At 69.5% G+C, this 18,001-nt stretch carries 18 protein-coding genes and 2 riboswitches; of the genes, 9 read left to right on the forward strand and 9 right to left on the reverse strand.

Features of this window, described 5'->3' with window-relative positions; all coding sequences use genetic code 11:
- Positions 1–579, reverse strand: a 579-nt coding sequence (locus A3CQ_RS0133290) for a hypothetical protein (protein ID WP_020515279.1), incomplete at its 3' end; no start/stop codon positions are given.
- Between the two features lie 354 nt (positions 580–933).
- On the opposite strand from A3CQ_RS0133290, the gene A3CQ_RS0133295 reads away from it, so the two are divergent.
- Together A3CQ_RS0133295 and A3CQ_RS0133300 are read left to right on the forward strand one after the other, a co-directional pair.
- Positions 934–1,395 carry a cysteine dioxygenase gene (locus A3CQ_RS0133295; protein ID WP_020515280.1) on the forward strand — a complete coding sequence of 154 codons (462 nt, stop codon included), beginning with the start codon at positions 934–936 and terminating at the stop codon, positions 1,393–1,395.
- Entirely contained in the window at positions 1,389–1,796 is a 408-nt protein-coding gene (locus A3CQ_RS0133300; protein ID WP_020515281.1) for a rhodanese-like domain-containing protein, read from the forward strand. The genes A3CQ_RS0133295 and A3CQ_RS0133300 overlap by 7 nt, the downstream gene beginning before the upstream one ends.
- Here A3CQ_RS0133300 and A3CQ_RS0133305 read toward each other — a convergent pair.
- A complete protein-coding gene (locus A3CQ_RS0133305; protein WP_020515282.1) occupies positions 1,793–3,451 on the reverse strand; it encodes an MFS transporter in 1,659 nt (552 codons plus the stop codon). The genes A3CQ_RS0133300 and A3CQ_RS0133305 overlap by 4 nt on opposite strands.
- An 84-nt stretch (positions 3,452–3,535) precedes the next feature.
- Here A3CQ_RS0133305 and A3CQ_RS0133310 point away from each other — a divergent pair, with 84 nt between their 5' ends.
- From A3CQ_RS0133310 to A3CQ_RS64275, 3 genes are all read left to right on the forward strand, one after another.
- A complete protein-coding gene (locus tag A3CQ_RS0133310) occupies positions 3,536–4,249 on the forward strand; it encodes a TetR/AcrR family transcriptional regulator (RefSeq protein WP_026206484.1) in 714 nt (237 codons plus the stop codon).
- An 82-nt stretch (positions 4,250–4,331) separates the two neighbouring features.
- Positions 4,332–5,867, forward strand: coding sequence for a diguanylate cyclase (locus A3CQ_RS0133315; protein ID WP_020515284.1), 1,536 nt, complete (start codon positions 4,332–4,334; stop codon positions 5,865–5,867).
- Between the two features lie 118 nt (positions 5,868–5,985).
- Positions 5,986–6,291, forward strand: a complete 306-nt coding sequence (locus A3CQ_RS64275) for a helix-turn-helix domain-containing protein (RefSeq protein ID WP_084699342.1) — start codon at positions 5,986–5,988, stop codon at positions 6,289–6,291.
- Between the two features lie 13 nt (positions 6,292–6,304).
- Here the strand turns inward: A3CQ_RS64275 and A3CQ_RS0133330 are convergent, their stop codons facing one another.
- On the reverse strand, positions 6,305–6,856 hold the full coding sequence (locus A3CQ_RS0133330; protein WP_020515287.1) for a hypothetical protein: 552 nt from the start codon (positions 6,854–6,856) through the stop codon (positions 6,305–6,307).
- A 41-nt stretch (positions 6,857–6,897) separates the two neighbouring features.
- A complete protein-coding gene (locus A3CQ_RS0133335) occupies positions 6,898–7,905 on the reverse strand; it encodes a LacI family DNA-binding transcriptional regulator (RefSeq protein ID WP_020515288.1) in 1,008 nt (335 codons plus the stop codon).
- 73 nt (positions 7,906–7,978) lie between these two features.
- On the opposite strand from A3CQ_RS0133335, the gene A3CQ_RS54965 reads away from it, so the two are divergent.
- Positions 7,979–9,211: an MFS transporter gene (locus A3CQ_RS54965; protein ID WP_020515289.1), complete on the forward strand. Its 1,233-nt coding sequence runs from the start codon at positions 7,979–7,981 to the stop codon at positions 9,209–9,211.
- 7 nt (positions 9,212–9,218) lie between these two features.
- Here the strand turns inward: A3CQ_RS54965 and A3CQ_RS0133345 are convergent, their stop codons facing one another.
- Both A3CQ_RS0133345 and A3CQ_RS0133350 read right to left on the reverse strand, forming a co-directional pair.
- Positions 9,219–9,566 carry an Atu4866 domain-containing protein gene (locus tag A3CQ_RS0133345; RefSeq protein ID WP_020515290.1) on the reverse strand — a complete coding sequence of 116 codons (348 nt, stop codon included), beginning with the start codon at positions 9,564–9,566 and terminating at the stop codon, positions 9,219–9,221.
- 117 nt (positions 9,567–9,683) lie between these two features.
- Complete coding sequence (locus tag A3CQ_RS0133350) at positions 9,684–10,283, reverse strand: TetR/AcrR family transcriptional regulator (RefSeq protein ID WP_040433473.1); 600 nt, start codon at positions 10,281–10,283, stop codon at positions 9,684–9,686.
- A 179-nt stretch (positions 10,284–10,462) separates the two neighbouring features.
- Between A3CQ_RS0133350 and A3CQ_RS0133355 the strand changes: the two genes are divergently transcribed.
- Complete coding sequence (locus A3CQ_RS0133355) at positions 10,463–11,359, forward strand: ABC transporter permease (RefSeq protein ID WP_020515292.1); 897 nt, start codon at positions 10,463–10,465, stop codon at positions 11,357–11,359.
- Positions 11,352–12,128: an ABC transporter ATP-binding protein gene (locus A3CQ_RS0133360; protein WP_020515293.1), complete on the forward strand. Its 777-nt coding sequence runs from the start codon at positions 11,352–11,354 to the stop codon at positions 12,126–12,128. Before A3CQ_RS0133355 ends, A3CQ_RS0133360 begins: the two co-directional genes overlap by 8 nt.
- 21 nt (positions 12,129–12,149) lie before the next feature.
- Here the strand turns inward: A3CQ_RS0133360 and A3CQ_RS0133365 are convergent, their stop codons facing one another.
- Positions 12,150–13,160, reverse strand: a complete 1,011-nt coding sequence (locus A3CQ_RS0133365) for a coiled-coil domain-containing protein (RefSeq protein WP_051115428.1) — start codon at positions 13,158–13,160, stop codon at positions 12,150–12,152.
- Positions 13,161–13,163: 3 nt separating this feature from the next.
- Positions 13,164–13,298, reverse strand: a riboswitch (cyclic di-AMP (ydaO/yuaA leader).
- Positions 13,299–13,505: 207 nt separating this feature from the next.
- Positions 13,506–13,639, forward strand: a riboswitch (cyclic di-AMP (ydaO/yuaA leader).
- Between the two features lie 5 nt (positions 13,640–13,644).
- Here A3CQ_RS0133365 and A3CQ_RS0133370 point away from each other — a divergent pair.
- Positions 13,645–14,691 (forward strand): coiled-coil domain-containing protein, encoded by a 1,047-nt coding sequence (locus A3CQ_RS0133370; protein WP_020515295.1) that lies wholly within the window; start codon positions 13,645–13,647, stop codon positions 14,689–14,691.
- 56 nt (positions 14,692–14,747) lie between these two features.
- Here the strand turns inward: A3CQ_RS0133370 and A3CQ_RS0133375 are convergent, their stop codons facing one another.
- Both A3CQ_RS0133375 and A3CQ_RS0133380 read right to left on the reverse strand, forming a co-directional pair.
- Positions 14,748–17,114: a glycoside hydrolase family 65 protein gene (locus A3CQ_RS0133375; protein WP_026206488.1), complete on the reverse strand. Its 2,367-nt coding sequence runs from the start codon at positions 17,112–17,114 to the stop codon at positions 14,748–14,750.
- A gap of 59 nt (positions 17,115–17,173) precedes the next feature.
- Positions 17,174–17,914, reverse strand: coding sequence for a beta-phosphoglucomutase family hydrolase (locus A3CQ_RS0133380; protein WP_026206489.1), 741 nt, complete (start codon positions 17,912–17,914; stop codon positions 17,174–17,176).
- Positions 17,915–18,001: the final 87 nt, after the last annotated feature.

The following is an 18,001-nucleotide window of genomic DNA, read 5'->3' on the forward strand; positions in this document are numbered from 1 at the left end:
CTTGCGCCATCGTCGTGACCCGTGCTGACCACGCGAAGGGGCGCGGTCGGCGGTCGCTCGTTGGCGGCGTTTGGTGTCGGCCAGGTGCAGCCTGTGCTCGGCCCGGATCGCCCGCCCGGACACCAGCAGGCCTGCACCGCCGGGACCGGCGACGGCGAACGGATGAATGATCCCGAGATCAACGCCGGCCACCCGGCCGGGGTCGGGTGCCTGCCCGACCGGGTAGGTGGTGACCGGCAGTTCCGCGGTGACATCGATACAGAGCCGGCCGTCGGCGAGCAGCAGCGTCACCGACCGCACCGTGCCCGCCGGGTATGGCACTACCTGGTCCAGGCGGACCAGCAACGGCGGGCAGCCACGCGCGGCCGGCAGGCGCAGGCAGCGGCCGGTGACGGTGAAGGTGCCGTGATACCAGCGGACCGGCACTAGTCCTCGCCGTCGCCGCGGGAACCTGACCTCGGCGGCGCCGGCCTTGCGGCGGGCGGCCGCGGAGAACCAGGCATCGGAGTAGCGGCGCAGCACCGACCGAGCACCCACATTGTCGAGTTCCCCGAACGTGCCCGGCCCGGACTCCGCCAACAGCCGGCACAACTCTTGATACCCCGCTGCCGGCCGGTCACCACGATGCTGTCGCCACCAGTTGACCTCTAGCACACACGCCCAGACATCACCGGCGGAACGCAGTAGATCGAAGCAGCGCTGCCGCTGGGCGCGGGTCAACCGAAGGCCGATCCGACCGGTGCGATGCACGACCGGGCCGGCTCTAACGCCCCGACATCTAGGCACACGCCAAGTTTACGCGAGACGGACTCCAGGTCAACCCGCTGAACGTTTGTGTCCAACACACTAGCCGCGCGGCTCGTTCTGCGGTAAACCTATAGGCCTGATAGGCAATATAGGTTAACCAACGCAGTCTGACCGAGGAGCTTCGCCGTGACCGCCGTCGACCTTCGCCTCGACCATCTCGCTCTCGCGACCCGATACGCCGCCGAGCCCGAGGAATGGCCCGTGGCGCCGCGCTTCAACCCGGTCGACCGGTGGTACCACCGTCTCCACGTCGCCGACGACCACGAGGTCTGGCTGCTCACCTGGCTGCCCGGTCAAGGCACCGACCTGCACGACCACGGCGGCTCGAGCGGCGCGTTCCACGTCCTGACCGGCACGCTCACCGAAGACACCGTCATCGCCCCGGCGGGTCTCAGAAGTCGCGAGCTCGGCGAGGGGTCCGGCCGCCGGTTCGGCAGCCACCACATCCACCGGATCACCAACCGCTCGTCCCGGCCGGCCATCAGCATTCACGTGTACGGCCCGGCCCTGTCCACGATGACGCGGTACCGCGTCGGCCTGGGCGGCCTCGAGGTGCTCACTGTCGAGAAGGCGGGGGTGCAGTGGTGACCTCCGTGCTCACGCCGCCGCCCGGCTCGGCCGGAATCGCCGAGATCCTGGCCGACGCGCGCGCCCGCCTGCGCCGCGTCGACCCGCACGAGACGGCCGCCGCCCTGCGTCGTGGCGCGGTCCTCATCGACATCCGGCCGGCCGCGCAGCGGGCCGAGTTCGGCGAGATCCCGGGCGCCGTCATCATCGAGCGCAACGTCCTCGAGTGGCGGCTCGACCCGCGCAGCGACGCCCGCCTGCCGTTCGCCGACAGCTACGACCTCGAGGTGATCGTGACCTGCCAGGAGGGCTACACGAGCAGCCTGGCCGCGGCGGCGCTGCAGGATCTCGGGCTGCACCGGGCCACCGACCTGGCCGGCGGCTTCGCCGCCTGGCGAGCCGCCGGCCTGCCGGTGACCTAGCCCTCGGTTTCTGGCCGTGCCTTCTTCGGGAGCAGGAAGGACAGCCCGAAGGCGAGGATCAGCAGAATCAACGTCACTCCGGTGGTCCGGAGCGTCGCGTCCTGGAATCCGGCGCGCACCTGCTCCTCGGCGTACGCCTGAACCTCCGGCGACGGTGCGCCCGCACCCTGGCAGCTGGCCGGCACCACGTCCGGGTCGTTCTCGGCGGTGCGGTCGCGCAGGCAGTCACGCAGCCCGGTCGAGACGGCCGGCTGGACATCTGACGGCACGCCCGAGGTCGTGAGCACCGTACGCAGCTCGGCCGAGGAGTTGTCCACGTGCGACGCCACCTGGCCCGGCAGGATCGCGAAGAAGATCGTGCCGAGCACCGCGATGCCGAACGCGCCGCCCAACTGCTGCACCGAGGTGAGCGCCCCGGCCGCCGAGCCGGTCTCCTCGTTGTCGACGCCGGCCAGCACGATGTTGAAGAACGGCGCCATGGCCAGGCCCATGCCGGCGCCGAGCACCACCATCGACGGGATCATGTGGTACGGCGTGATGCCGGCCCCCGCGAGCCGCACGGTCAGCGCGAAGCCCGCCGTGCCGACGATCATCACAAACGTGCCGAACAGCAGCAGCTTGCGACCCAGCTTCTCGGCGAGACCGGCGCCCGCCGCGATGAAGCCGGCGACCGTGCCCAGCGCCTGCGGCAGCGTGGTGAGGCCGGCCTTCAGCGGCGAGTACTCCAGCCCGATCTGCAGGTAGAACGTGAAGACCAGACCGGTGCCGATCAGCGAGGCGAAGAAGACCAGGCCGACCGCGAGGCCGCCGGTGAACGCGCGCTTGCGGAACAGGCTGGGCGTGACCAGCGGGTCGAGCCGCCGCCGCTCGCGACGGGTCTCGTACCGCGCGAACAGGCCGAAGACGATGATGCCGACGGCCAGCAGCACGAAGCACCAGACCGGCCAGTCCAGCTCGCGGCCCTGCACCAGCGGGTAGAGCAGCAGGAACGCGCCGACCGCGGCGAGCAACACGCCGAGGATGTCGAGGCGCGGCGGGTTGTCGCTCTTGAATTCGGGCAGGAACCGGATCGCGCCGAAGACCGCGAACAGGCCGAGCGGCAGGTTGATGAAGAAGATCATCCGCCAGCCGGAGTCGAAGTAGTTGGCGTCGACCAGCCAGCCGGCCAGGATCGGGCCACCCACCGAGGACAGGCCCATCACCGGCCCGAACGCGCCGAACGCCTTGGCCTGCTCCTCCTGGGAGAACATCTGCTTGATCATGCCGAGGCCCTGGGGCAGCATCACGGCGCCGAACAGGCCCTGCACGGCCCGGCCGACGATCAGCTGGGCGGGCGTCTGGGCGAGCCCGCACGCCAGCGAGGCGAGCGTGAAACCGGCCGCGCCGATCAGGAACATCCGGCGGCGGCCGAAGATGTCGCCGAGACGGCCGCCGGTGAGCAGGCCGATCGCCATGGCCAGCGTGTACGACGCGCCGAGCCACTGGATCAGGCTGTACGACCCGCCGAGCTCGGCGCGGATCGACGGGCCGGCGATGTTGGTGACCAGGGCGTCGAGCAGGTCCATGACCTCGACGGCCAGGATCACGAAGAGTGCCACCCACCGATATCGGTACGCGGTGGGCGCGGTGGCCGTCTTGTCGAGTACGGCTTCCATCGGTGTCCCCCCTGAACAGTGTTCGTCGTCTACGAACACTGTTCTACTGGCGAACACCGTTCGCGTCAAGTAAGTTATCCGACGATGAAAGAGTCGCCGTTCCTCCGGCGGGCGATGAACCCCCAGCGCCCCGCCAAGAACCCGCTCGGCCGCGACCAGATCGTGCAGGCCGCCCTGCGGATCGTGAAGACCGAGGGCATCGACGGGGTCAGCATGCGGCGCATCGCGGCCGAGTTCGACACGGGCCCGTCCAGCCTCTACGCCCACGTCACGAACAAGGACGAGCTGCTCCAGCTCATGTTCGACGAGGTCTGCGGCATGATCGAAATCCCCGCGCTGGACGCTCCGCGCTGGAAGGAACAGGTTCTCTGGATGGCCCGCGAGAGCCACCGGATCCTGCTCGACCACTACGATCTGGCCCGGACCGCGCTCGCCACCATTCCCACCGGGCCGAACGCTCTTCGTGCCTCGGACGCCATGATCGGCATGATGCTGGCCGGCGGCGTCCCGCCGCAGATCGCGGCCTGGGCGATGGACCGGATCTTCCTCTACATCACCGCCGACGCGTACGAGATGTCGATCTGGCGCGGCGCGGTCACCGAGTCCGGCACCGACCGGGAGTCATTCGTGGCCCAGCTCGACACCGACCTCGTGGCGTACTTCGAGCAGGTTCCCGCCGACCTTTACCCCAACATCCGCAAGTACGCCCGGGAGATGGTCAGCGGCGACGCCGACGCGCGTTTCGAGCTCGGTCTCGCCATGCTGGTGGACGGCCTCGACAAATATGTCACGAAATGAGCGATCAACGATGTCTTCAACATCGACACGGACCGGCCACCACCCGTAGTTGATCTGACCGGATGTGTTGATACTGGGTCGCATGGAAGGCCTGCCGGTCCCGGTCACCGCGTTCGGTCCATTGCACCTGTACGTGCTGCGGGTGCACCGCCTCGCGAACACCGGCCGCGGGCATGAGGCGATCGCGGCCGCCGACGCGTACCTGACGCTGGCCCGCCTCAGCGGCGACCGCAAGAGCATCCCCTTCCTGATGCAGGGCAAGATGTACGCCCACCTGCACATGGGCCGCTACTCCGAGGGCGCCGAGCTCGCCGAGGAACTGCTGCTGATCCACCGCGCCTCCGGTTCCGCTCTGGCCGAGGCGAAGACCCTGTGCGACCTCGCCCATTTCGACGTCCTCCGGTCCCGCTACGTCGACGCCATGCGCAACCTGGCCCGGGCCGCCGTGCTGCTGGACGCCCCGTACCCCGGCCGCGACCGGCGGATCTCCGCACTCTGCTCGTTCGCCGAGGCGGCCACCGCGGCCGAGATGTACGAGAACGCGTCCGCGAGCTACGAGCAGCTGAGCGAGGCCACCAGCGCGTTCGACCTGGTCCACGCGATGACGCTGCTCTACTGGGGCCTGCGCCTCGAGCACGTCGGCCGGCACGACGAGGCCGGCGAACGGCTGCGCCGCAGCGCCGAGATCACCCGCCGGTACACCGACCAGCGCCCGGACGACGTGGGCGCGGCCGCGATGCTGGCGCTCGCCCTGGCCAAGCTGGGCGACGTGATCCCCGCGGAAAAGATCGCCCGCGACGCCATCCTGCCGCTGCGCGCGGCCGAGAGCTACCAGTACGCCCGGATGGCCCACCTGGCGCTCGGCATCAGCCTGCGCGCCCAGGGCGCCCTGGCCGAGGCCCGCACCGAGATCGTCGCGGCCGGCGAGCTGTGCGCGTTCGGCGGCCGCCCCGACGAGAAACCGATCATCCGCTTCGAGCTGGCCCTCACCGCCCTGGCGATCGACGGCGGCCAGGCCTGCCGCGACCTGTTCGACGCGGTCGAGGGCCAGACCCGCGAGCTGTGGCGGATGCGCCTGCAGCGCGTCTCGATGCTGCGCCAGGCCCGCCAGCAGGAGGAGGCCGACGCGGCCCGCGTCCGGGCCGAGCGCGAGGTGCTCCGCGACCCGCTCACCGGACTCGGCAACCGCCGCCGCTTCGACCTTCTGCTCGACCGCATCGACAACGGCCGCCTGACCGCACCGCTGGTGCTCCTGCTGGTCGACGTCGACCATTTCAAGGCGGTGAACGACGCCTACTCCCACTCGGTCGGCGACCGCGCGCTCCGCGAGGTGGCCCGCATCCTGCGCGCCCACTGCCGCGCCGAGGACGTCCCGGTCCGCTACGCCGGCGACGAGTTCACGGTCTTCCTCCGCGGCGACCTCCAGGTCGGCCGCGAGGTAGCCGAACGCATCCGCGCCGCCGTGGCCCGCTCCGACATAATCCCCGGCGTCCGCCTCACCGTGAGCGTTGGCCTGGCCACCCTGACCCCCAACATGACCGGCGAGGCCCTCTTCCGAGCCACCGACGACCGCCTGTACGCCGCCAAATTCAGCGGCCGCAACACCATCGCCTCCTGACACACCCACCAGGGCCCAGCCAATCTTGGGTATAGCTTTTCCTACACTTGCTCAGTGCCTACGCTTGCCTGGTGACTAGCACCGAGTGGGACATCTACGTCGTTGCCGAGGTCAGGGAGTGGATCGATGGCTCGTCCCTGGCCAACCTCAAGGAACTGCGGCCGGGCACCGTGCGGAACAACTTCATCCCGTACCTGTGCACCGGCGTCTTCATCTTCGGCTACACCCAGTCGGTGGTGCAGGCCGGCGTGCAGGCGATCAGCAGGTCGCCGAGCGGATGGGCATCACCAAGGGCCGCGTGTCACAGATCGAGCAGGGCAAGGTTTCCGGGCAGGACGTGATCGCACGCTACGCCGAGGCGTTGGGCGGTCGGCTCCATCAGGCCATCTACTTCGACGACGGGGACATCGCGGCGATCGCCTGATCGGCCGGCCCGGTCAGAGGGGTTTGACGACGCCGGATTTGCCGCTGTAGAGGCTTCGGGTGCCGTCGGCCCCGCGTGGGGTGTCCGGGGCGTCCAGCCAGATGATGTACGGCGCGCCCGACGTCAGCCCGGTGATCGTGGCCGAGGTGGTGCAGCCGGAGCCGGCCGTGACGGTTTGCCAGGTGGGCTCGGGCTGGGGGCCGGCGACCAGGCCCTGCGGCACGGCCGTGATGCGGTAGTACGAGCCGTACGCGGAGGGCCACTCGACCTTGAAGCCCCCGCTCACCGGCGTGATGTTCATCGGGATCAGCACCTGGCCGGAGTCGGGCCAGCCGATCGTGCACGCCGAACTGGTGGACAGGAACGACACCGACGGCAGGCCGGCCGGCGGGGTGCCGTTGAACCAGGAGCCGCGCGGGCTCGGCGTCGGGCTTCCGGACTGGAAGAGCACCCACGGCCCGCCGGTCGGGGTCGGCGACGAGCTGGCGGTCGGAGACGGCGTGCTGCCGCAGCCGACCAGCCCGAACGGAAGTGCCAGCGCCAGCACGAACGCCCGGCCTCGCATCCGACCACCCCCTCTTCCGTTCGGCAAGCGGAGGGACGTGCTTAGGGAGGGAGGGGCGGTGGGGCCGTGGTGCCGCGGACGACCAGGCGGGGCGGTATGACGATCTCGCGATGAGCGACCGGCGCGGCGGCGATCCGGTCGACGGCCCGGGAGACCGCGAGCGTGGCCATCGTGTCGATGTCCTGGGCGACCGTGGTGAGATCGATGTGGGCGAGCCGGCTGAAACTGCTGTCGTCGTACCCCACCACGCTGATGTCTCCGGGCACGTCGAGGCCGCCCCGGCGCAGACCGTCCAGCAGCCCGGTGGCGCTCAGGTCGTTGAAGGTGGTCACCGCCGTCGGCGGGTCGATCAGCAGTTCCCGGGCCGCGCGGGCGCCGTCCTCCTCGCCATAACCCCCCACAACCACTTTCCCGTACGCCTCGAGGCCGTGTCGCCGCATCGCATCGCGAAAGCCCTGCCGCCGTTCGGCCGAGGCGACCATGCGCCCGCCGTCCACGTGCGCGATCCGTGTGTGGCCGAGCGCGACGAGATGGTCGACCGCCAGGTGCAGCCCGCGGGCGTCGTCGGTGCGCACCACGTCGACCGCGCTGTGCCGCACCCCGCGCATCATCGACACCACCGGCAGCCGGGTCGCGAGCGTGGCCAGCTCGGCCGCCGGGATCTGCGGGCCGAGCAGCACCAGCGCGGCGCACCGGTCCTGCAGGAGTCCGCCGATGGCGGTGCGCTCGTCGCGGCGCGGGGTGACGGCGCTGAGCGTCAGCTCGTACCCGATCTTGTCGGCCGCGTCGTAGAGGCCGGTGAGCATGTCGTCGTGGAACGGATGCTGCACGGCGAAGACCACGCCGAGCAGCCGGCTCTCGCCGCTGCGCAGCAGCCGGGCCCGGCTGTCGGGCTGGTAGTCGAGACGGCGGGCCACCTCGAGGACCCGCTGCCGGGTCGCCGCGCTGGCGCCCGGGGCATCGCGCATCACGATCGACACGAGCGCGATCGAGACATCCGCCGCCGCGGCGACGTCGGCCAGTGTGGGTCGCCGATCCCCTGCCCGCATGCCCGGGAAGTTTACCGGTGATCACTAGAACGTTCTACAACGCGACGGCCTAGAACGTTCTAGAGTCGAGGACGTGGAGAAGCTCACCGCCGGCCGCCGCTGGGCCGCCCTGCTCGCGCTCGCCCTCGGCGGCTTCGGGCTCGGCCTCACCGAGTTCGTGGCCATGGGCCTGCTGCCCGACATGGCCCACGACCTGCTCCCGGCGGAGTACGCGCACTCCAGCGCCGACGCCGTCGCCAAGGCCGGCTGGATGATCACCAGCTACGCCCTCGGGGTGGTCGTGGGCGCGCCCACCATCGCGGCGCTCACCGCCCGGATGCCGCGCCGTCGCCTGGTGGTGGGCCTGCTCGGGCTGTTCGTGATCGGCACGGTGGCGTCCGCGCTCGCGCCCACCTTCGGGCTCGTGCTCGCCGGCCGGTTCGTCGCCGGGCTGGCCCACGGCGCCTACTTCGGCGCGGCCGGCCTGCTCGCCGCGGCCATGCTCGGCCCGGGCAGCGCGGGCCGCGGCTTCGCGATCGTGCTGGGCGGCCTGACCGCGGCCAACATCTTCGGCGTCCCGCTGATCACCGGCCTCGGTCAGGCGGCAGGCTGGCGCATCGCGTACCTCGCGGTGGCCGCGGTCTTCGCGATCACCCTGCTCGCGGTGCTGGCGGTGGTGCCCGAGGTGGCCGCCGCGCCGGGTGGTTCCCCACGCGACGAGCTCGCGGCCTTCCGGCTCCCCCAGGTCTGGCTGGCGGCGCTGGTCGCCGCGATCGGCTTCGGCGGCTTCTTCGCGGTGAACAGCTACATCGCGCCGATCACCACGCACGTGACCGGCCTGAGCGCCTCGGCGGTGCCATGGGTGCTAGCGGTGATGGGGGTGGGCATGACCGTCGGCAACGCGATCGGCGGCATCGCGGCCGACCGCAACCTCAAGCGCAGCGTGCTGCTCGGCTTCGCCGCCATCATCGCCGCGGTGGCGTTCTTCGGCCTCGCCGCCCGCCACCCGGCCGGCCTGATCGCCGGTGCGTTCCTGGTCGGCGCGGCCACCCTGTTCAGCGGCCCGGCGCTGCAGGCCCGGCTGATCGCGGTCGCGCCCGGCGCCCAGCTGATGGGCGCCGCGGTCAACCAGTCGGCGAGCAACGTCTCCAACAGCATCGGGGCCGCGCTGGGCGGTGCGGCCATCGCGGCCGGCTGGGGCTACCTCGCCTCGGCCTGGATCGGCGTGGCGCTGGCCGTGATCGGCCTGGCTCTCGCCGTCGTGAGCTTCCGCCTCGAGACCCGGGCCGCGAGAACCGCCGAGCGCGCGGCGCCGGCCCTCGTCTAGCTATCAGCTAGCGGGCGGCCGGGTTGAGGTGGTACCCGGCCATCTCCAGCTCGCCCTCGCCGAGGGTCACGGGGGTGAACAGGCCCGAGTCGTCGCTCAGGGTCATCAGCGAGCCGTCGATGTGATAGGTGCCGTGCGCGTGGCGCTTACGCCCGGCGACCTGTCCGTCGTACGTGCCGTCCTCGAAGATGTCGAGACGGACCGTGCCGCCCTCGCTCAGCCAGACCCCCACCGGCGCCGTGGTTCTGACCTTGGCGGGCGAATGCCCGCCGCGCTCGGCCGGCCTGCCACCCATCACACGCTTGAGCAGGGCGGTGGCGTCCAGGACGGTGCGGTCGTCGGCGTGCTGGCGCATGGCGGCTCCTGGGTCCGGGGGCAGGCGATGGCCCCTACCTTCGGCAGCGACTGGCGATCACCGAGTGCGTCCCGGTTGCGGCTGGGTTGCTGCTACTGCGATGCAACGCGCGGATGATCAGCTTGATGCCCGCAGGGCGCCGGCCACCGCTGTGATGAGTTTCTCCAGGTAGTCGTCGCCGAGCGGGGTGCGGGCGACGGCGAGCCGCCAGTAGAGCGGGCCGAGGATCAGGTCGACCGCCACCTCCGGGTCGGTGCCCTCGGGCAGCTCACCGCGGGCGATCGCCTGGCCGATCAGTTTGTCGCCGACCGCCTGCTGGTGGGTGCGCAACGCCTTCTGGAGAGTCTCGGCGATCTGCGGGTTCCGTGAGGCCTCGGCCATCAGGTCCGGGATGATCTGGGAGGCGATCCGATGCTGGAGCGCCTTGCTTACGATCAGCATGAGCAGCTGGAGGTCACCGGCGAAGCTGCCGGTGTCGGGCAGCGGGACGCTGCGACCCGCCACGTCGGAGACAATCTCGAGTACCATTTCGAGCTTGTTGCTCCAGCGCCGGTAGATCGCGGTCTTGCCCACTCCCGCCCGACGGGCCACGGCCTCGATCGAGAGTCGGCCATAGCCCACATCGGCCAGCTCCTGCATGACCGCGTTGCGGATCGCCACGGTGATGTCGCCACGGAGCACGGCGGCCCCGGCTGGTGCACGCTTCACTGTCGCCACGCGGTCACTATACGCCAGGACGTAACGGTTGCGTTCCGCCGTTTGGTCGGATAATCTCACGGCACGTCGATACGAACCCGTTTCATCGGCAACGGCTTGGCATGCTGAATGTTGTGTTCTCGCGGAAAGCACCAGGACCCGATTCCCCCGTCGGGCCGACGAGATCGGAGCACCACCCCATGGCTCAGACGACTGTCGTCGAGTCCTACACCGGGCCCTCCCCGCAGGAGCTGGCCCGGAAGCATGGACTAGGCGCCGCCGGACGACTGCCCAGCCTGCCGGAGTACACCCGGGAGATCTGGTCCTACCGGCATTTCATCTGGGAGTTCGCCGGCGCCAAGGTCGCCGCCTCGCTGGGCACCACCCGCCTGGGCATGATCTGGCAGGTCCTGACTCCGCTGTTCAACGCCGGCGTCTACTACGTGATCTTCGGCGTGCTGCTGAACACGAAGCACGGGGTCAACAACTTCATCCCGTACCTGTGCACCGGCGTCTTCATCTTCGGCTACACCCAGTCGGTGGTGCAGGCCGGCGTGCAGGCGATCAGCGGCAACCTCGGGCTGATCCGGGCGCTGCACTTCCCGCGGGCCAGCCTGCCGCTCTCGATCACGCTGGTCGAGGCGCGCAACATGATCGCCTCGATGGCGGTGCTGGTCACCATCGTGCTGGTCACCGGTGAGCCGCTCACCTGGGAGTGGCTGCTGCTTGTCCCGGCCCTGATCCTCCAGACGATCTTCAACGCGGGCTTCGCGATGCTGGTCGGCCGGCTCGGCTCCACGCTGCACGACCTGCGCCAGCTCATCCCGTTCATCATGCGGGTCTGGATGTACAGCTCGGCCGTTCTGTACCCGGTCACCCAGTTCACCGCGCACCTGCACGGGTGGAAACTGGCCCTGGTCGAGGCGAACCCGATGCTGGTCTACATCGAACTGATGCGACATGCGCTGATGGAGAACGTGACGCTGGCCGGCACGCCGATGCGGCTGTGGACCCTGGCGATCTTCTGGGCGATTGTCATGGGCATCGGCGGGTACGCGTACTTCTGGCGTGGAGAGAAGGGTTACGGCCGTGGCTGACGAGGAGCGGGTCCCCACCGTCATCGCGCACAACGCGCACATCATCTACCGCATCCACGGGTCGGTGTCGGCCGCGCAGAACTCGCCGGTGAGCAGCTTCAAGCGCCTGGTCACCCGCACCAAGAGCGCGGCGGTCCGCGAGGTGCACGCGGTCAAGGGCGTCAGCTTCGTGGCGTACAAGGGCGAGGCCATCGGGCTGATCGGCACCAACGGCTCGGGCAAGTCGACGCTGCTGCGGGCGATCGCCGGCCTGCTGCCGGTGGAGCCGGGCGGCGCGATCTACGCGGCCGGCCAGCCGTCGCTGCTGGGCGTGAACGCGGCCCTGATGAACGACCTCTCCGGCGAGCGCAACGTGACGCTCGGCTGCCTGGCCATGGGCATGACCCCGGCCGAGGTCAAGGCGCAGGTGCAGGACATCATCGAGTTCTCCGGCATCAACGAGCGGGGCGATTTCAGCTCGCTGCCGATGCGGACGTACTCGTCCGGCATGGGCGCCCGGCTGCGCTTCGCGATCGCCGCGGCCAAGAAGCACGACGTGCTGCTCATCGACGAGGCGCTGGCCACCGGCGACGCGAAATTCCGCAAGCGCAGCGAGCAGCGGGTCCGCGACCTGCGCGAGGAGGCCGGCACGGTCTTCCTGGTCAGCCACAGCGAGCAGTCGATCCGCGACACCTGCGAGCGGAGCATCTGGCTCGAGAGCGGCGTGATCAAGGCCGACGGCCCGACCGAGGACGTGATGAAGGAGTACGAGAGCTACGTGAAGAAGTAGCTCCCGTACTCCTCCCGGGCCTCAGATCACCGACAGGTGCACGTGGTTGGTGTGGTCGCTGGACGGGTCGCCGTTGCCCCCGCTGTACGACTTCCAGCCGCTGCTGGGCAGCCAGATGCGTTTGAACCAGATGACGTAGAGCACGCCCAGCTTGCTCGAGTTGTTGATGAAGTAGTTGGCCAGGTTGTTGCCGTACGTCTTGCTGCTGCCGGTCGCGACCCCGCCGAAGCCGTCCGTGTCGGCCGCGAAGTCGCAGGCCCGGCCCTTCGGATGCTCGCCGCTGTTCTGCTCGCGCCAGCAGTGCACGTAGTGGGTGAAGCCGGCCGCCTTGGCCTGCTGCATGGCGTGGAGCATGCGCAGGGTGATCTGGCCGCCGCTGGTCGGGTCGTCCACCATGCCGCTGCCACCCTGGAACGCGGACGCGCCCTTGCTGCTGCCGCCGTCGCTCGGCTGCGGGTCGTCCTGACCGGCGTTGGCGGCCTTCAGCGCGTTCTCGGCCTGCGCCTTGCGCTTGGCCATGAGGTTGACCTGCTTCTGCTGGTCACGCACGGTGGCGTCGATGGCGGCCTTCGCCGTCGCCTGCCCGTCGCGGGTGGCCTGGAGGTCGCCCATGACCTGCTTCTGCTTCATCGCGACCGTCTCGAGCGTCTCGGCCCGGTCCAGGAAGCCACCGGCCGAGCCCGCGGTGATCAGCGCGCTCATCGGGCCGAGGCGGCCGGTCTTGTACGACTGCTGGACGATCTCGTCGAACGCGGCCTGCTGAGGCCCGAGATCGGCGTCCAGCTGCTTGAGCTTGGCGGTCAGCTCGGTCTGCTTCTTCTTGCTGCCGGCGAGCGCGGCCTTGGCCTCGAGCCAGCCCTTGGAGGCCGCCTCGACCTGCTCGATCAGGGACTTGGAGCCACCCTCGCCATCGTCGCCGGTGTCACCGGGCGCGGCGCTCGCCGGGGCGGCGACCGTGACGGCCAGGCCGGCGGTGGCCACGATCAGGGCAAGCGCTGCCACTAATCGCCGGCGGACAGAAATGTTCCGCACAACAGTTCCTTCCGTCGGCCGCCGACCGAGTTAGCTGACGGGTTCGGGACGGAAGTTCCCTACCGCTCGCGCGGATTCACCCCAATGGAGAACGATGGTTCCCCGGCTCGCCCGAAGGCGATTAGGCGGCGATCCCCGGGTGGGGACCGCGACCGACGATACCCATGACATCGATTGATTGACAGCTCTCGTACTCAGCGCAATTCCGCAATGACCCGCCGTCACTTTCTTACGGAACGTCGCCGAAGGATCACCGCATTCGCATTCGTTGAGTCCTGAAGCCGCGCGGGACCTCGGGTAAACTCTCCGTCGGCTCTGCCACCTAGGCGCCGCCCCCGAGGCGCCGGCAGACCACCGCCTAATCGCCGCGAGGCGAGCCGGGGACCCATGGTCTCTCTGGGGTGAATCCGCGCGAGCGGTAGGGATCGCTTCCGTCCCGAACCCGTCAGCTAACCCGGTCGGCGGTAACCCGGAAGGAACCTGGATGACCGTTCGCCCCCGCCGGTGGCTGACCCTCGCCCTGGCGCCGCTCGTGGCTGCATCGTTCCTGGCGGCGCCCGCCGCCCCCGCGAGCGCCGATCCCGACGACCCGTCGTCGTCCTCGTCGTCGTCGGCCACGCCCGACGAGAAGGGCGACGAGATCGAGGCCAACGCCACGCTCAACGACGTGCTCGAGTCGTCGAACCGCAAGTTTGTGCAGGCCAAGGCCGCGGTCGCGAAATCGACCACGACCCAGAAGCAGCTGGCCGTCCAGATCAACCTGGCCGAGGCCAAGCGCAACGTGCTGATCCCCGAGGTCAACGCGATCGCCGCCCAGCAGTACCAGACCGGCCACCTCGGCACGGCCAGTTTCCTGCTCGGCAGCAACGGGTCGGACGACTTCCTGGCCAAGGCGGTCTCGCTCGAGGAGATCAACGCCCTGCACGACCGCAAGCTGCACGAGCTCAACGAGGCGATCGACGAGGTAAGCGCGAAAAAAGCCGCGCTCGACGCCGAGGTGAAGCAGCAGCAGACCAACCTGATCGCGATGAAGAAGCAGAAGGACACGGCCGACAAGGCGCTCGCGCTGGTCGGTGGCACAAGCCTCACCGGCGGCTCGGTCGACGCGGTGTCCAAGATTGCGGCGCCGGCCCCGCGCAACGCTGACGGCGGTTTCTCCCCCGAGAAATGCACGGTGGACGATCCGACGACAAGCGGTTGCATCACCGCCCGTACATTGCACATGTACCAAGAGGTGAAGAAGGCGGGCTTCAATAGATTCGTCGGCTGTCACCGCAACGGCGGGCCGTTCGAGCATCCCAAGGGCCGGGCCTGCGACTGGTCGCTGCAGAAGAGCGGGTTCTCGGTCGCGCACAACGCCGACATGAAGAACTACGGCAACAACCTCATGGCGTTCCTGGTGCGTAACGCCGACCGGTTGGGCATCTACTACGTCATCTGGTTCCAGCAGATCTGGTTCCCGGCGACCGGCTGGCACACCTATCACGGCGCCAGCAGTCACAAGGACCACGTACACGTCTCGATGCTTTAACCCTCTCGAACGAAGAAGCCCCCGCGGTCATCCGCGGGGGCTTCATTCATTAACGGTCATTCGGTGGGCGCCCGGCGCACCGGGGCGCGACCGGCCGGCTGGGACGGCGACGGGCCGACCGGACCGGCCGGCGGGATCGGCACGGTCACCGGCTTCACCTGGGTCACCTCGACGTCCTTGCCGTGGTGCATCAGCACCAGCCGGGCCGAGCCGCCGCCGTTGCGCAGCGAGTAGGTCACGTCGTCGGCCGTCACGTTCACCCGCAGCCGCAGGCCCCGCCACAGCAGCGAGAACTCGAGGTTGTTGATCCGGCTGGGCAGGCGCGGCGCGAACGACAGCTGGCCGTTGAAATCGCGCATGCCGCCGAGGCCGGCCACCAGCGAGATCCACGTGCCGGCCAGCGACGCGACGTGCACGCCGTCCCGCGAGTTCTGGTGCAGGTCGTGCAGGTCCATCAGGGCGGCCTCGCCCAGATAGTCGTGGGCCAGTTCGAGTTGGCCCACCTCGGCCGCCATGACGGCCTGGATGCACGCCGACAGCGACGAGTCCCGGACGGTCCGGGCGTCGTAGTAGGCGAAGTTGCGCGCCTTCTCCTCCGGCGTGAACGCGTCCCCGCGGATGAACATCGCCATCACCAGGTCGGCCTGCTTGACCACCTGCTTGCGGTACAGGTCGAAGTACGGGTAGTTGAGCAGCAGCGGGTAGGCCTCCGGCGGCGTGTTCTCGAAGTCCCACTCCTGCAGCCGGGTGAAGCCCTCCGACTGCTGGTGCACCTGCAGCTCCCGGTCGTACGGGATGTGCACGGCCGCCGCCGCGTCCCGCCAGGAGGCCATCTCCTCGTCGTCGACGCCGAGCGCGCGGGCCAGGTCGGGGTGACGCTTGGCCGCCTCCACCGCGGTGAACATGTTCTGCTGGGCCATCAGGTTGGTGTAGACGTTGTCGTCCACCACGGCCGTGTACTCGTCGGGGCCGGTCACCCCGTCGATGTGAAAGCGGCCGTGCCGATCGTGGTGGCCGAGCGAGCGCCACAGCCGGGCGGTCTCGATCAGCAGTTCGAGGCCGACCTCGCGCTCGAAGTCGTAGTCGCCGGTGGCCTGCACGTAGCGGCGGACCGCGTCGGCGATGTCGGCGCCGATGTGGAAGCCCGCGGTGCCGGCCGGCCAGTACGCCGAGCACTCCTGCCCGCGGATGGTCCGCCACGGGAAGGCGGCACCCTGCAGCCCCAGCGTCTGCGCCCGCTCCCGGGCCAGGTCGAGCGTCGAGTGCCGCCAGCGCAGCACGTCGGCGGCCGCCGAGGGCTGCGTGTAGGTCAGCGCGGGCAGCACGAACGTCTCGGCGTCCCAGAACGTGTGGCCGTCGTAGCCGGGGCCGGTGAGGCCCTTGGAGCCGATCGGGCGCTGCTCGGCCCGCGCGCCGGCCTGGAGCGTGTGGAACAGGCCGAAGCGCACCGCCTGCTGCACCTCGGGGTCACCCTCGACCTTGACGTCGGAGTGGTCCCAGAAGGCGTCGAGGTATTCCCGCTGAGCCTCCACGAGGCCCTCCCAGCCGTCCAGCCGGGCGCTGGCGAGCGCCGCGCCCACCTGGTCGCGGATGGCGGGAAGCGAACGGCTGCCGGACCACCCGTACGCGGCGAGCTTGACCACCCGCAGCTTCTGGCCGGGCTCGAGCTTGGTGGCCACCGTGGTGCGCAGCCAGTCGGGGTGTCCCTCGGTGGTGATCGCGTGCTTGCCGGGCGCCTCGATCAGGTGCTCCATCGCCGCGGCCATCCGCAGGTCGCTGGCCTTGGTGCGGTGCACCAGCAGGCCGCCGGTGCGCTGCTCGAGCATCTCCTCGGCCTGCAGCGGGTGGTCGAGCACGGCGGCGACCCGCGGGTCCTTGCTCATCGGCGGCAGCTGCTCGTTGGCCACCAGCTCGGACTGCAGGATCAGCCGGGCCGAGGCGTCCAGCGGCTCCACCTCGTAGAGGAAGGCGACCACGGCGCGCTGGGTGAACGAGACCAGCCGGACGGTGCGTACCCGGATCGCCTGCCCGGACGGGGAGACCCACTCGACGATGCGCTCGAGCGTGCCGGCCCGCAGGTCGAGCACGCGCTCGTGGGAGCGGAGCTCGCCGTACCGCACGTCGAACGGCTCGTCGTCGACCAGCAGCCGCATGAGCTTGGCGTTGGTCACGTTGATCATCGTCTGGCCGGACTCGGGGAATCCATATCCGGCCTCGGCGTACGGCAGCGGGCGAAGCTCGTAGAACGAGTTCAGATACGTACCCGGCAAGCCGTGCGGCTCGCCCTCGTCCAGGTTCCCGCGTATCCCGATGTGCCCGTTGGCCAGCGCGAACACCGACTCGGACTGGGCCAGCAGGTCCAGGTCCAGTCGGGTCTCCCGGATGTGCCAGGGGTCCACGGGATATGCCCGTTCACGGATCACGGTGGTGCCTCTCGAATGAGAAAGAGAAGGTCGTGAAGATATAAACGCTGAATCGTGGCTCAGCGCTTCAGGAGTTCGGACAGGTCCGTGACAACGATGTCGGCCCCGTGCTCCAACAAAGCGTCACGTTGCCCGACGCGGTCAACGCCGACCACGATCCCGAATCCACCGGCCCGACCTGCGGCGACACCTGCCTGAGCGTCCTCGAAGACGGCGCACGCCTCCGGAGGAAGGCCCAGCAGTTTTGCCGCGTACAGGAAAGTGTCGGGTGCCGGCTTGCCCGGCAAGTTTTGCTCGCGGGCGGTCACACCGTCCACGCGCTCCTCGATGAATTCGGTGATGTGCGCCGCCTCCAGCACGTCCTTGCAGTTGGCGCTCGCCGAGACGACCGCGCGGCGGAGCCCCGCGTCGCGTGCGGCCTTGAGGTACTCCACCGAGCCCTCATAGACCTGGACGGCGCCCTCTTTGATCTTCTGCAGGACGAGGACGTTCTTCTTGTTGCCGATGCCGTTCACGGTCTGCTGGTCGGGACCGTCGTCCGGGCTGCCCTCGGGAAGGGTGATACCGCGAGAGGCGAGGAAGGTGCGGACACCATCGGCACGTGGCCGGCCGTCGACGTAGTCGTGATAGTCGGCGCCGGAGTCGAACGGCACGAACGGAAGCCCGTGCTGTGACGACCACGTCTCAAGGAACGTGTCGAACGTCTGTTTCCACGCGGCATTGTGCACCAGCGCGGTCTGCGTGAGCACGCCATCAAGATCAAAAAGGCATGCAGTCACATGCGGAGGTAGTCCGAGCACGCGCCCAATGTAGTCGCATGAGGCTCGCCGCGAGCCCCGAAGGGCGCCTTCACATTTTCTGCGGGCTTTACGCCCTGTTAAAACGGC

This window comes from Paractinoplanes globisporus DSM 43857 (assembly GCF_000379645.1).
Taxonomy (GTDB): Bacteria; Actinomycetota; Actinomycetes; order Mycobacteriales; family Micromonosporaceae; genus Actinoplanes; species Actinoplanes globisporus.

Coding starts and splice junctions, on each gene's coding strand:
- A3CQ_RS0133305 (WP_020515282.1), bottom strand. CDS start 3,451: ATGGAAGCCGTACTCGACAAGACGGCCACCGCGCCCACCGCGTACCGA.
- A3CQ_RS0133370 (WP_020515295.1), top strand. CDS start 13,645: ATGACCGTTCGCCCCCGCCGGTGGCTGACCCTCGCCCTGGCGCCGCTC.
- A3CQ_RS0133355 (WP_020515292.1), top strand. CDS start 10,463: ATGGCTCAGACGACTGTCGTCGAGTCCTACACCGGGCCCTCCCCGCAG.
- A3CQ_RS0133335 (WP_020515288.1), bottom strand. CDS start 7,905: ATGCGGGCAGGGGATCGGCGACCCACACTGGCCGACGTCGCCGCGGCG.
- A3CQ_RS0133310 (WP_026206484.1), top strand. CDS start 3,536: ATGAAAGAGTCGCCGTTCCTCCGGCGGGCGATGAACCCCCAGCGCCCC.
- A3CQ_RS0133345 (WP_020515290.1), bottom strand. CDS start 9,566: ATGCGCCAGCACGCCGACGACCGCACCGTCCTGGACGCCACCGCCCTG.
- A3CQ_RS0133315 (WP_020515284.1), top strand. CDS start 4,332: ATGGAAGGCCTGCCGGTCCCGGTCACCGCGTTCGGTCCATTGCACCTG.
- A3CQ_RS0133330 (WP_020515287.1), bottom strand. CDS start 6,856: ATGCGAGGCCGGGCGTTCGTGCTGGCGCTGGCACTTCCGTTCGGGCTG.